Raw genomic sequence first — 13,388 nt, forward strand, 5'->3', positions numbered from 1 at the left:
TCGCCATGCAGGATCCACGACTACAGCAAGCCCAGGTCTACACCGATTTCAGTGGTCTGAATGCACTGAAAACCCAGGCTCGTACCGACAAGCAGGCCGCGCTGGAGCAGGTTGCCAAGCAGTTCGAGAGCCTGTTCCTGTCAGAAATGCTCAAATCCATGCGCAAGGCTGGCGAAGTGTTTGCCGAGGGCAACTACCTGAACAGTAATGAAAGTCAGATGTACCGGGATATGTTCGACAGCCAGATCAGCTTAAGTATGGCCGGTGGTACCGGTACCGGGCTGGCGGAAGCGCTGGTCCGGCAACTGGGTCAACAGATTCCGGGGCTCGGTGAGGATGGAGAGAAACTGGCGGGTCACAAGGGTGTCATTACCGATTACGACCGCAGTATGCCGGCGATTTCCAGAGCGTTGCCGGAGCGAATGGCAGAGGTGGCGGATGTAGCTGCGAAGGTAAAAGCAGAGCCAGCGCAGAAACCCGGCAAGCTGCCGGAGGTATTTGAGTCGCCAGAGCATTTTGTTGAGCAGCTGATGCCGTTCGCAGAGCAGATCGGAAAGGAGACCGGCATTGATCCGCGCCTGATGATTGCCCAGGCGGCGCTCGAAACCGGTTGGGGCAAACACATGATCAAAGGTGATGGTTCGCAGCCGAGTTTCAACCTGTTTGGCATCAAGGCAGACAGTCGTTGGGGCGGTGACGCCGTGAGCATTACCACCACCGAATTCAGGGGTGGCGTGGCCATGAAGGAGCGGGCGGATTTCCGTGCCTATCCGGACTATGAGGCCAGCTTCCGGGATTACGTTGATTTTCTGCAAAGCAACCCCCGTTATCGCGATGTTCTGTCTTCAGCAGATCAGCCGGAAGTATTTGCGGAGAAGCTGCAGGAAGCGGGTTATGCAACCGATCCGGAATACGGAGCCAAGATCCGTCGGATCATGAATCGGGATTCTCTGATGACGCTGTCGATGAACAGTGACAGAGCGAAGGAGTAACAGATCATGGCGGGCTTGATCGGTATTGGTCTGAGTGGGGTGTTGGGGCACCAGGCGGCGCTCAACACCACAGCAAACAACATAACTAACGCAAACACACCGGGTTACAGTCGCCAGGAGGTCCAGTTCGAGACCCAGGAAGGTCGGCGTACAGGTGCAGGGACCATCGGCAGTGGCGTATCCGTCGCTAATATCCGCCGGCTGGCAGATGCCTATCTGAGTCAGCAGTTACGCGAGGACAGCACTCTGTTTGGCGAGCAGAATGCTTTTAACGCCGAACTGACGCGGCTGGATAATCTATTGGGCGGTGAAGACACCGGCCTGAACAAAGCGCTGAACAACTTCTTCTCGGCCATGCAGAATGCGGCGGAAGACCCGACCTCGTTGCCACAACGCCAGTTAGTGCTGAGCGAAGCCCAGCAACTGGTGAATCGCTTTCAAGGTTTGAACCAGGAGTTCATTCAGCAGCGCGAATCGGTGAAAACCCAGATGCAGCAGGGTGTAAAAGATGCCAATACCTTGCTCAAAAGTATTGCTGAACTGAACCTGGCTATTTCTGAATCTCCGGGCCTGGCCCAGGGCAGGGAACCCCTGGAGTTGATGGACAAACGGGACGAGAAGTTGCGCCAGTTGTCTGAGTTGGTGAGCATTCGGATAACGGAAGTGGAAGGCAGCCAGGTGAATGTGTCGCTGTCTAACGGTCTGTCACTGGTTACCGGCGCCAATGCCGCAGAATTCGCCACCCGCAGCAGTGCGGAAGATCCCACGCGCCTTGAATTTACGCTCACCAGCGGTGGGCGAACCCTGCTGGTGGATGAGCAGATTCAGGGCGGGAAACTGGGTGGCCTGCGTGCCTTTGATGAAATGGCTCTGAAACCCGCCTTTGATGAGTTGGGCCGGCTGGCGATTGCTATCTCCGCGGCTATCAACCATCAGCACGAGATCGGGATGGACCTGGAGGGTGATCTGGGGAGCAATTTCTTTACCGATGTAAATGCTCTGGAACTTCAGCGCAGTCGGGTGATTCCAAACGCCAATAATGCAGAGCCCCAGAATGGCCGTTTGGCGGTTGAAATCACTGACAGCAGCAATCTACCTGCCGGCACCTGGTCACTTCAGTTCAGTGGTGACGGTCGCAATTTTGAGTTGATCAATACTGCGACAGGGGACACTGTCAACCAGGGGCGATTGCCGGACCCGGTGCAATCCGAAATCACAATGCCGGGATTTAATATCCGCATTGACGGTGGCGAATTTAATGCCGGTGATAAGTACCTGATTCAGCCCAGCAGAAATGCGGCGGAGAACATCAAGCTGAATGTTCGGCGTGAGGAAGATCTGGCGTTCGCGAGCCCGATCAGAGCAAGCGCCAGCGACAACAACTTGGGCACCGCCGAGATTGGCCAGGGCGCGATGCTGAATGTGCGGAATCCGAACACTGGAGCGTTGTTGCCGGGGTTCCAGAGTCGCGGCGAGCTGGCCAATGGCCCGCTGAATATCGAGTTCACGAATTACGATGCGGCAACGGGCACTTACGATTACGAGATCACGGATACCCCGGGTAATAACGTTCTCGAAACCGGCAATTATGATCCGAAAAAGGTCAACGTGTTTTTTAGTGATGACCCCAGCGATGGCAGCCGCTACCAGGGCTTTCAGTTCGAAATGACTGGAGAGCCTGCAGTTGGCGATGAGTTTACCATCGATTTCAATAAGAACGGCGTTTCAGACAACCGCAACGCTGAGCTTCTGGCCGCGCTGGGTACAAAAAATACGCTCAATGGCGGTTCCCAGAACTTTACCGAGGGCTACGCTGGCCTGGTCGAGGATATCGGCGTGAAAACCCGCCAGAGCCAGCTGGATAAAGACGCCGGGGCAACGCTGCTGGAGCAGTCTACCAATCAGCGGGAGTCTGTCTCGGGCGTTAACCTGGACGAAGAGGCCGGCAAATTGATTCAGTACCAGGCAGCCTACAACGCATCGGCCCAGGTGATGTCTGTGGCGCAGGATCTTTTTAACACGTTGCTGCAGAGCTTCCGTTAAGGCGAGGTGATGTCACATGATCAGAATTTCATCACAACAGATTTTTTTCGGCGGCATCAACCGTCTGCAGGACATCAACAGCAACCTGGTTAACACCCAGCAGCAGATCTCTACCGGTAAGAAAGTAAACAAACCGTCGGATGATCCAGTGGCGGCCGCCCGTATTCTGAAGCTTGACCAGGAGCTTCAGCGCTCGGAAACCTACGGCCGGAATGCCAATCTGGCCGATAACCGGCTGAAGCAGGAAGAAAGCACACTCGCCAGCGCTGTGGACATTATCCAGAGGGTGAGGGAGCTGACGGTTCAGGCCGGTAATGGTTCTCTGTCTGCAAATGATCGGCAGTCCATCTCGGCGGAGCTCAAGGAACGTCTTGGCCAGCTCGCCAATATTGCCAATACCCGGGATGCATCCGGGGAGTATATCTTCAGTGGCTTCCAGGGCAGTACGCCTGCATTTGCCAAAAATGATGAAGGCAAATGGGTGTATCAAGGCGATGAGGGGCAGCGGGTATTGGAGATTGATGATGGTGTGACCGTGCCTATTAGCGACCACGGCAAAGGGATCTTTGTGGATGTTCCTAAGTCAATCTCTGTAACTAGCGATGACAATGGATCTGACAATGGTGTTTCCGCCTCTGGTTACATCTCTGGGCTTGAATTGGTCGCCCCGAATGATTTAACGAATTCATTTATTGGAGCCACGCCGTCTGTCCCCGATGACCTGACCGTTTCGGTTGTGAATTTAGATGGTGACCTTAGAATTACAGGGCCGAATGGTTCTCCTGATTTAACTCCAACACCTCCACCTAGGGTTGGTGAAGAGTTTCAAGTGGCCGGTATAAAAATGACGGTCAATGATGCTGTTTATGATCCAAATGGAATTGATCCGGTTACAGGTTTACCAACGGGAGCAGGAGATACTTTCACGATAGGGGTAAATGATAAACAATCCATCTTCGGCACCATCGAGAACCTGATTGCCGGCCTGGACGGAATTTCCAAAACAACGCCCAAGAGCAGTGCCGAGTACGATGCGCTGATCGCTGAAACCCTGGTCAATCTCGATAATGCCCAGGAGTCAATCATTCTCAAGCAAACCGAGCTTGGTGGCCGGCTCAACGCAGTGGAGTCCACCACCGCGTTTCTTGAGGATTCGGAACTCTACACCAAAGAGATTCGTTCCCAGCTACAGGATGTCGACTACGCCGAGGCCATCAGCAACCTCAGTTTCCAGAGCTTCGTATTGCAGGCCGCTCAGCAGTCGTTTGCGCAGGTTTCTCAGCTGTCCCTGTTCGATCGACTCTAATTCACTGTGCCGGCGGGTGATTTTTGCCTGCCGGCTGGTTGCTTTCGGGCTCTGGCTCAGTATAATCCCTCCCACTCTCCGATGGCGGCGTGGTGAAATTGGTAGACACGACGGATTCAAAATCCGTTGGGGTAAAACCCGTGGCGGTTCGAGTCCGCCCGCCGCTACCACTTATAGGCCGCAACCTGCGGCATCGTGAATAGCCCGGCCCATGAACGTCTCCGATTTTCATTTTGATCTGCCGGACGAGCTTATCGCCCGTTATCCGCTTAAAGAACGCAGTGCTTCACGCCTGCTCAGCCTTGACGGCCTTTCCGGCCAGACCACTCATCTGAAGTTTACTGACCTTCCGGACCTGCTCCAGCCCGGGGACCTCCTGGTATTCAACAATACCCGTGTTATTCCGGCCCGGTTGTTTGGCCAGAAGGAAACCGGTGGCAAAGTTGAAATACTGGTTGAGCGTTTACTGGGTGAAAAGGAATTGCTTGCCCATACCCGTTCTTCCAAATCTCCCAAGGAAGGCCAGCGACTATTGCTGGAAGATGGAACCGCACTGCGAATGCTGGCGCGGGAGGATGCGCTCTTTCATTTCGTCTATGAAGGGGATGAGGCGTTTCTGGATGTGCTCGAGCGTATCGGTCACATGCCTTTACCGCCTTACATGGAACGGGAAGATGAGCAGTCGGATCGTGAGCGCTATCAGACCGTCTATGCCAAGGAGGCGGGCGCCGTGGCTGCACCCACTGCCGGGCTGCACTTTGATGATGTCGTGCTGTCTGCCCTGAAAGCGAAGGGCATTGAGTTTGCATACGTTACGTTGCACGTTGGCGCTGGCACCTTTCAGCCGGTACGGGTCGACAAGATCGAAGATCATGTCATGCACAGTGAAATCGCCCATGTGCCGGAAGAGACGGTAAAGGCCGTTAATCAGGCCCGCGCTCGGGGTGGCCGGGTCGTTGCCGTGGGTACCACTTCCGTCCGCTCTCTGGAGTCGGCCAGCCGGGCAGGGCGTTTGCAGGAGTTCCGGGGCGATACGGATATCTTCATCTACCCTGGTTACCGTTTCCAGACCGTGGACGCCATGATCACCAACTTCCATTTGCCGGAGTCCACACTGATCATGCTGGTCAGTGCGTTTGCAGGCTATAACAACATCATGTCTGCGTATCGCGAGGCGGTGGAGCAAAAGTACCGGTTTTTCAGCTACGGCGATGCCATGTTTCTTACCGCGCAGGAGCCCAGCCGGGGCATGATGCTGGGAACGGATTCCGCCGAGTCACATCAAACCGAATCCCGTGGAGAATCACAGTGAGTGAATCCTGTTTTATGTCCTTCGAGAAACTCGGAGAAGATGGCAAGGCCCGTCGTGGCCGACTGACCTTTCCCCGAGGCGTGGTGGAGACTCCGGCATTCATGCCGGTTGGCACCTATGGCACTGTTAAGGGAATGCTGCCCCGAGACATCGAGGAAATCGGTGCCCATATTATTCTGGGCAATACATTTCACCTGATGCTGCGACCCGGCACAGAGGTAGTGAAAGCCCACGGCGATCTGCACGACTTCACCCAGTGGCAGGGGCCAATTCTGACGGATTCCGGCGGTTTCCAGGTTTTCAGTCTGGGCGAGATGCGCAAGATTACCGAGCAGGGTGTGACTTTCCGGTCTCCGGTTGATGGCTCCAAAGTCGAGCTGTCACCGGAAATCGCGATTCAGGTTCAGCGTGATCTGGGCTCTGACATCGTGATGATTTTCGACGAATGCACGCCGTACCCGGCAACGGAAAAGCAGGCGAAAGAGTCCATGGAGCTCTCGCTGCGCTGGGCCGAGCGCAGTAAGAGAGCCCATGAGGGCAATCCGGCAGCGCTGTTTGGCATCGTGCAGGGCGGCATGTATGAGTCGCTCCGGGACCAGTCCCTGGAGGGTCTGGAAAAGATTGGTTTCGATGGCTATGCCATTGGCGGCCTGTCGGTGGGCGAGCCGAAAGAAGACATGATCCGGATCCTGGATCACCTGCCGCCGAAGATGCCGGAAGACAAGCCACGCTACCTGATGGGCGTTGGTCGCCCTGAGGATATCGTTGAGGCGGTGCGCCGCGGTGTCGATATGTTCGACTGTGTGATGCCAACCCGTAATGCACGCAATGGCTATCTGTTTACCTCCACCGGTATTGTCAAAATCCGCAATGCCAAAAGCCGTCACGACACCGGACCGCTGGACGAGCGTTGTGACTGCTATACCTGTAAGCATTTTTCCAAGAGCTACCTGCATCATCTTGATAAGTGCGGAGAAATGCTCGGGTCGCAGCTCAATACCATTCATAACCTGAGGTTCTATCAGAACCTGATGAGTGGATTGCGTGGGGCCATTGAAGCAGGTACATTGTCGGACTTTGTAAGCGAATTCTATGCCTTACGGGGTGAAACCGTTCCGCCTCTGGGCGATTCCTGAACAAATTTTGCTTTAAATCTGTCAATAAACGGAGAACCTGAATGAAATCAGTCAAATTGCTCATCGCTGGCCTGCTGTCTCTGATGCCTGCTCTGGCCTCGGCTCAGGAAGCGGGCGCTCAGGGAATGAGCGTGATGGGTCAGATCATCTTCTTCGCCGGCTTCATCCTGATTTTCTATTTCCTGATCTGGCGTCCGCAGTCCAAGCGTGCAAAAGAGCATAAGGCCCTGATGTCCGGCCTGAACAAGGGTGATGAAGTGGTTACCTCTGGCGGCGTTGCTGGCAAGATTACCAAAGTGACCGACGACTTCATTGTTCTGGAAGTTGCAGATAACGTTGAAATGAAGGTTCAGAAAGTTGCCGTTGCTGCGGCTCTGCCGAAAGGCACTCTCAAGGACATCTGAGCTGGTTTCCAGGCGCATCCATGATGCGCCTGTTCATTTTCTGACTGGCTGAAACACCAAGACCGGCACGTCTGCCGGCTCGAAGGATTCTCATGCTGAACAAGTATCCTCTCTGGAAAAACCTGGTCATCGTGTTCGCACTGGTGATTGGTTTTATCTACGCCTTACCGAACTTTTTCCCTGACGATTACGCTATCCAGATCACCGGCGCCCGTGGCAGCACCGAAGTTGAGCAGCGAGTGCTTGATCGCGCCCTTGCCAAGCTTGAGCAGGAAGGCATCGAAGTCAAATCAAGCCTGTTGGAAGAGCGGGACGCGCTGATCCGCCTCACCAGCTCTGATGACCAGCTGCGGGCACGCCCCGCTGTTCAGGCGGCCCTTGGCAACGAATACCTGGTGGCCCTGAATATGGCGCCGTCAACGCCAGGCTGGCTGCGCAGCCTTGGAGCAGGCCCAATGAAACTGGGGCTGGATTTACGTGGTGGTGTTCACTTCCTCCTGGAGGTGGATATGGAAACGGCATTGAATCAGCGTCTGGAAGCGTTGTCTGGTCAGATCAAACGAGAGCTGAGGGAAGAGCGCATCCGCTACCGCGGTGGCGACATTGAGGATCAGACCCGCATTGTACTGAGCTTCCGTGACGAAGCTGCACGTAGCGAGGCGTTTGAGCTGGTTCGCGATCAGTACAACGAATTCCTGTTGGATGAGACAACAGAAGGTGAAGAGTTTCTGCTGACGCTGACGCTGTCCGAAGCAGAAGTTCGGAACATCCAGGAATACGCTCTTGAGCAGAACCTGACCACCATCCGCAACCGGGTGAATGAACTGGGCGTGGCCGAGCCACTGGTTCAGCGCCAGGGGGCAGACCGCATTATTGTAGAGCTGCCAGGTGTGCAGGATACCGCCCAGGCCAAGCGTGTACTTGGCGCGACGGCTAACCTGGAATTCCGGATGGAGGCTCGGCAGGATGCGCCGTCCGCCGAGACCGAACAGTTTCCTTTCCGGGATAATCCACAGCGTACCGCTCGTCTTGAGCGGGATGTCATCGCCACTGGTAACAATGTTGCCAATGCCCAGCAAGCGTTCGATGAAAATGGCCAGCCGCAGGTCAATATCACCATGGACTCCGTTGGTGGTGACCTGATGAATCGGGCGACACGCAATAGCATTGGCCGCCGCATGGCGGTGTTGTTCATTGAATACCGCACCGAAACCGAGACCCGGGAAGTCAACGGAGAAATCGTTGAAACTGAAAACCGGGTCGTGGAAAAAGGCATTATCAGCCTGGCGACAGTGCAGTCAGCGCTGGGGAGCAGCTTCCGGATTACTGGTCTGGATTCCATCCCCGAAGCGGCTGAGCTCGCACTGTTGCTGAGGGCCGGTGCTCTGGCCGCGCCCATGTACTTTGTGCAGGAGCGCACCATCGGGCCAAGCCTGGGGCAGAAGAATATCGATGCCGGGATGATGTCGGTGATGCTCGGCTTTGGGCTGGTGTTGCTTTACATGCTGGTGTTCTACCGCGGCTTCGGGTTGGTGGCCAATGTTGCGCTGACGCTTAACCTGATGTTGCTGGTTGCATGCATGTCAATCCTATCTGCCACGCTGACGTTGCCGGGTATCGCGGGTATCGTTCTGACGGTGGGTATGGCCGTTGATGCGAACGTTCTGATCTTTGAGCGTATCAAGGAAGAGCTGAAGGCGGGGGTGCCGCCACAAAGCGCCATTAATGCCGGTTATGGTCGCGCCTTTGTGTCGATTTTCGATGCCAATATCACAACCCTTCTGGTTGCCGTCATTCTGTTTGCCATGGGCTCCGGACCGGTGAAGGGCTTCGCAGTTACCCTGTGTATCGGTATTCTCACTTCCATGTTCTCGGGCCTGATGGTGAGCCGCGGTATAGTGAATCTGGTTTATGGCGGTCGCAGGGTCGAGAAATTGTCCATCGGGGGGAAGCTTGAAAATGCCTGATATGGAAAAGCAGCCGTTTGATTTCATGGGCTTGCGGAAGATAGCTTCCGCACTTTCTATTGTTCTGGTGGTGGCCTCCATTGCGCTGCTGGGGGTACGTGGCCTGAATCTGGGTATGGACTTTACCGGGGGAACCTCGGTGGAGCTCGAATACGCTGAAGCTCCGAGCCTGGACGGTATCAGAAACACCCTTACCGAGGCGGGCTACGAGCAGTTTGCGGTTCAGAATTTCGGAGCCGATACCACCGTACTGATCCGGATGGCAGAGGCCGGGAATGACGAGCTGGCTCTGGAAGTGGCCGGCGTGCTGACGGCGGATGGTGCTGATCTTGAGTTGGTCAGCTCTGAATTTGTCGGTTCTCAGGTGGGCGAAGAGCTCAAAGAGGACAGTGGGCTGGGGCTGCTGATCGCGCTCGCGGTGGTTCTGATCTACGTGGGTATGCGCTTTCAGTTCAAGTTTGGTATCGCCTCGGTGATTCCTCTGGCGCACGACGTGATCATTGTGCTGGGCGTGTTCGCGCTGTTTCAGTGGACCTTCGATCTGACAGTGCTGGCGGCGTTGCTGGCGGTTATCGGGTATTCCCTGAACGACACCATTGTTGTGGCTGACCGTATACGGGAGAACTTCCGTAAGATGCGCGTGGGTGAGCCTTGGAACATCATCAACCAGTCTATCCACGAGACCATTACTCGAACCATTAACACTTCCGGTACTACCCTGGTTGTGTTGCTGGCGCTGTATTTCCTCGGTGGCGAAGCGATCAATAACTTCGCGCTTGCCCTGATTATCGGTGTCGTTGTCGGTACCTATTCGTCCATCTACGTGTCCGCGAACATGTTGATGGTGATGGGCGTGACCCGCGAAGATCTGATGGTTCCCGCGAAAGAGGGTTCCGGTGAGGAAGAAGAGGAGCAGCCGCCGGAGTGGTTGAACCGGATGTAAGCTCCGGGTCTTTTCCGGGCCACAAAAAAACCGCCATCCGTGAGGACTGGCGGTTTTTTTGTGGCCCTGTCTTTCTTAACGCGGCAGTCGACCCCGGAATGGGTGCAGCGTTTTGAGCAGTTCCCGGAACAGCTTTGGATTGGCGACGACCAGTTGCCTGGCGGCTCCAACTGCTGGGTTGCCGGAGAAGTCGCCGGTCAGGGCGCCGGACTCCATGGCCAGTGTTACGCCCAGATCAAAATCTGCTGCCTGTGGTCGGAAGATCACGGCCGCATCCAGCAGACCAGCAGACACTCGCGCGATATCCAGTGTTACGCAGCCCGAGGTGCGGAACATGGCGGTGTCGCGAGCCAGGACGGCTGCCATCTCGCCCCAGATCATCGGGTCATCGCCCTGGCGGGCCTGGTCGAGGAGGTTGGTGGCCAGTGCTGCCTTGGCGGGCACTTTTACTTCGGATGTGCGCACGCGGCGGCTGTTCAGGACAGCGCCGTGGCCTCGGCTGGCGGAGTACTCTTCGCCGGTAATCGGGTTAACCAGCAGCAGGTTTTCGGTGCGATTGTTCTTTTTCTGGGCCAGGGCAAGAACAAATTCGGGAATGCCTCGCACAAAATTGTCGCGGCCGAGAACCGGGAATATGTGCCAGCTTTTTTCGTGGTTGCCGGCGTCGGACTCGCCCAGAGGTGCGATCACATGATCCTTGTAGGCCTTTTCCAGTTGTTCGGTGAAGTTGTCGTAAATGGACTGCTCCACTCGCTCCAGTTGCCGATGGCGTTCGGACTCATCCTTACCGTTAGGCTCCTGGCGCTCGAAATGGGCTTTCAGGTAGTCAGATCCCTGGCGGGCAACGCGCAGGGCCATTTTAATTGCTGGTTGCATCTGAGTGTTCATTATCCGGGTGTGTGAAGGCCGGCCATGATAGCAAAAACTGCCCCGCCTTGTACGTTTTTTGGCTTAGCAAAAGCACGGATACCACGGGGTTGCGGCATTTCCGGAGAGCAGGTTGGCCGGTAATTCTGGTATCATGCCGCTCTTTTATCACTTTTCTTGAAGTAACAGGCCCGATGACCATGAACAAGCCCGCGCTGCCGGTGGAAAGCACTGATACCTACAATGATCAGGTTCGCATTGTCCTGGTGGAAACTACCCACTCGGGCAATATCGGCGCCGTCGCCCGCGCCATGAAAAACATGGGGCTTGGAAATCTCTGGCTGGTGAACCCAAAGTCGTTTCCGGACGAAGCCTCCTATGCCCGGGCTTCATCGGCGTCGGATGTGCTGGATCGGGCTCAGGTAGTTTCCAGTCTTGATGAGGCGTTGTCAGACTGTGTCCTGGTGATGGGTACCAGCGCACGCGGGCGGAAGGTCCCCTGGCCCGTTATTTCCCCGCCCCAGGCTGCCGTCACCGCGGCGGAAAACAGTGCTCGTGGTCCAGTCGCCCTGGTGTTCGGGCGTGAGAGCAATGGGTTGTCCAATGAAGAGCTTCAGCGCTGCCATTATCACATCCATATTCCCTCGAACCCGGACTACAGCTCACTGAATCTGGCAATGGCGGTGCAGGTGGTTTGTTATGAATTGAGGATGCATTATCTTCGTGGGCTTGAAGAGGTGGAAAGCAGTCCCTACCTTGAGTCCATGGTCGAACCCGGGGACCGCGGATGGGATGTGCCGCCCGCGACGGTGAATGATGTTGAAGGATTTTTCGGTCATCTCGAGCAGGTATTGCAGGATGTGGATTTTCATCGCCGGGAGAACCCCAGGCAGTTGATGACACGGTTGCGCCGGTTGTTTCAGCGGGCAAAGCTGGACCAGATGGAAATCAATATTCTCCGGGGTATTCTGACATCGGTTCAGAAGGCCGCCGGTGCCCGCGAAGGGGTGGGCAGGAAAACGACAGCGGCTGGCGCCGTGGATGAGGGGCAGGAATAACACCATGTTTGAGCGTTTACGGGAAGATGTAAAAAGCGTATTTCACCGGGATCCGGCGGCCAGGAACACCTTTGAAGTGTTGACCAACTATCCGGGATTGCACGCGCTGTTGTTTCACCGCTTCTCCCACTGGCTGTGGAGCATGGGGCTGAAGTGGCTGGCGCGGATGATTTCGACGCTGGCGAGATGGTTTACCGGTATAGAGATTCATCCTGGCGCAACCATTGGTCGCCGCTTCTTTATCGACCATGGCATGGGTGTGGTGATTGGTGAAACCACGGTGATTGGAGACGACGTCACGCTTTACCAGGGCGTGACGCTTGGCGGCACCAGCTGGAACAAGGGCAAGCGGCATCCAACCATCGGTAATGGTGTGGTCGTGGGCGCTGGCGCGAAGATTCTTGGGCCATTTGAGGTGGGTGAGGGTGCGAAGATCGGCTCCAACTCTGTGGTGACCAAGGCGGTTCCGCCTGGCGCAACCGTGGTAGGCATCCCGGGAAGGGTCATCGTCAAGCGTAAAGGTGAAGACGACGTGCGCCGCAAGGAGATGGAGGAGCGTATGGGCTTCGACGCCTACGGCGTAACCGAGGAAATGCCGGACCCGGTCGCAAGATCGGTCAGGGCATTGCTGGACCACATGCATGCGGTGGATGATCGGATTGAGAATATGTGCAAGGCGCTTCGCAAGGTGAACGCCGAGTATCAGAATGGCGAGCTGCCTCCCTTGCATGATGAGGATTTCGACTGCGTTCGCGATGAGTCTGATGAGCGGGAGCGTGGCTGAATACTTGACTGTTTTAGTTGGTCAATTCATACTCGCTCCAGTGAATCGAGATTCAATCCCATCATTGGGGCTGAGGTTATGAAACTGACCACGAAAGGCCGCTATGCCGTTACGGCAATGCTGGATCTTGCGCTGCATGCAGGGCAGGGGCCGGTGAGTCTGGCGGATATTTCAGCCCGACAGGAAATATCCCTTTCTTACCTGGAGCAGCTGTTCTCTCGACTGCGCAGGCAGAAATTGGTGGTAAGTGTACGCGGCCCCGGTGGCGGTTATCGCCTGAGTCGCTCCGCAGATGAGGTTTTCGTGGCCGAAGTGGTCGACGCTGTGAGTGAGTCCCTTGATACTACGCGTTGCGGTAACAAAGGTGACTGCCAGAACGGCGAGAAATGCCTTACCCACCATCTCTGGTCTGATCTCAGTGACCAGATTCATCAATTCCTGAGTGAAATCAGTCTCGGGGATCTGATGCGCAAACACGAAATCCGGCAAGTGGCTGATCGTCAGAACCGCAAGCAGTCTGATGAAAGTGCCGACGCTATCAATACCCAAAGACTGACTGACCAGGCCACGGCCTGA

At 55.7% G+C, this 13,388-nt stretch carries 12 protein-coding genes and 1 tRNA gene; 12 read left to right on the plus strand and 1 reads right to left on the minus strand.

Going from position 1 to position 13,388, the window contains the following annotated elements; all coding sequences use genetic code 11:
* Positions 1 to 5 precede the first annotated feature (5 nt).
* From flgJ to secF, 9 genes are all read left to right on the plus strand, one after another.
* Complete coding sequence (gene flgJ / locus ACSSVV_RS05200; protein WP_023011066.1) at positions 6 to 992, plus strand: flagellar assembly peptidoglycan hydrolase FlgJ; 987 nt, start codon at positions 6 to 8, stop codon at positions 990 to 992.
* 6 nt (positions 993 to 998) lie between these two features.
* Positions 999 to 3,035, plus strand: a complete 2,037-nt coding sequence (gene flgK / locus ACSSVV_RS05205; RefSeq protein WP_454105691.1) for a flagellar hook-associated protein FlgK — start codon at positions 999 to 1,001, stop codon at positions 3,033 to 3,035.
* 16 nt (positions 3,036 to 3,051) lie between these two features.
* Complete coding sequence (flgL, locus tag ACSSVV_RS05210; RefSeq protein ID WP_023008197.1) at positions 3,052 to 4,341, plus strand: flagellar hook-associated protein FlgL; 1,290 nt, start codon at positions 3,052 to 3,054, stop codon at positions 4,339 to 4,341.
* Positions 4,342 to 4,424: 83 nt separating this feature from the next.
* Positions 4,425 to 4,511 (plus strand) — tRNA-Leu (locus tag ACSSVV_RS05215).
* Between the two features lie 41 nt (positions 4,512 to 4,552).
* Positions 4,553 to 5,653, plus strand: a complete 1,101-nt coding sequence (gene queA, locus ACSSVV_RS05220) for a tRNA preQ1(34) S-adenosylmethionine ribosyltransferase-isomerase QueA (RefSeq protein ID WP_454105692.1) — start codon at positions 4,553 to 4,555, stop codon at positions 5,651 to 5,653.
* Positions 5,654 to 5,667: 14 nt separating this feature from the next.
* Complete coding sequence (gene tgt, locus ACSSVV_RS05225) at positions 5,668 to 6,789, plus strand: tRNA guanosine(34) transglycosylase Tgt (protein ID WP_454105731.1); 1,122 nt, start codon at positions 5,668 to 5,670, stop codon at positions 6,787 to 6,789.
* 41 nt (positions 6,790 to 6,830) lie between these two features.
* Positions 6,831 to 7,193: a preprotein translocase subunit YajC gene (gene yajC, locus ACSSVV_RS05230; RefSeq protein ID WP_011784624.1), complete on the plus strand. Its 363-nt coding sequence runs from the start codon at positions 6,831 to 6,833 to the stop codon at positions 7,191 to 7,193.
* 92 nt (positions 7,194 to 7,285) lie between these two features.
* Positions 7,286 to 9,160 (plus strand): protein translocase subunit SecD, encoded by a 1,875-nt coding sequence (gene secD / locus ACSSVV_RS05235; protein ID WP_022992496.1) that lies wholly within the window; start codon positions 7,286 to 7,288, stop codon positions 9,158 to 9,160.
* Positions 9,153 to 10,103, plus strand: coding sequence for a protein translocase subunit SecF (gene secF, locus ACSSVV_RS05240; protein ID WP_022992495.1), 951 nt, complete (start codon positions 9,153 to 9,155; stop codon positions 10,101 to 10,103). Before secD ends, secF begins: the two co-directional genes overlap by 8 nt.
* Before the next feature lie 75 nt (positions 10,104 to 10,178).
* Here secF and ACSSVV_RS05245 read toward each other — a convergent pair whose 3' ends face one another.
* Positions 10,179 to 10,979: an inositol monophosphatase family protein gene (locus tag ACSSVV_RS05245; RefSeq protein ID WP_023008201.1), complete on the minus strand. Its 801-nt coding sequence runs from the start codon at positions 10,977 to 10,979 to the stop codon at positions 10,179 to 10,181.
* A gap of 191 nt (positions 10,980 to 11,170) precedes the next feature.
* Here ACSSVV_RS05245 and trmJ point away from each other — a divergent pair, with 191 nt between their 5' ends.
* The 3 genes from trmJ (at position 11,171) to iscR (ending at position 13,388) form a co-directional block, all read left to right on the plus strand.
* Positions 11,171 to 12,028, plus strand: a complete 858-nt coding sequence (trmJ, locus tag ACSSVV_RS05250; RefSeq protein ID WP_114434904.1) for a tRNA (cytosine(32)/uridine(32)-2'-O)-methyltransferase TrmJ — start codon at positions 11,171 to 11,173, stop codon at positions 12,026 to 12,028.
* Between the two features lie 4 nt (positions 12,029 to 12,032).
* Positions 12,033 to 12,812 (plus strand): serine O-acetyltransferase, encoded by a 780-nt coding sequence (cysE, locus tag ACSSVV_RS05255; protein WP_454105693.1) that lies wholly within the window; start codon positions 12,033 to 12,035, stop codon positions 12,810 to 12,812.
* 78 nt (positions 12,813 to 12,890) lie between these two features.
* Entirely contained in the window at positions 12,891 to 13,388 is a 498-nt protein-coding gene (gene iscR, locus ACSSVV_RS05260) for a Fe-S cluster assembly transcriptional regulator IscR (RefSeq protein ID WP_011784630.1), read from the plus strand.

Source organism: Marinobacter sp. MBR-105, from assembly GCF_053628895.1.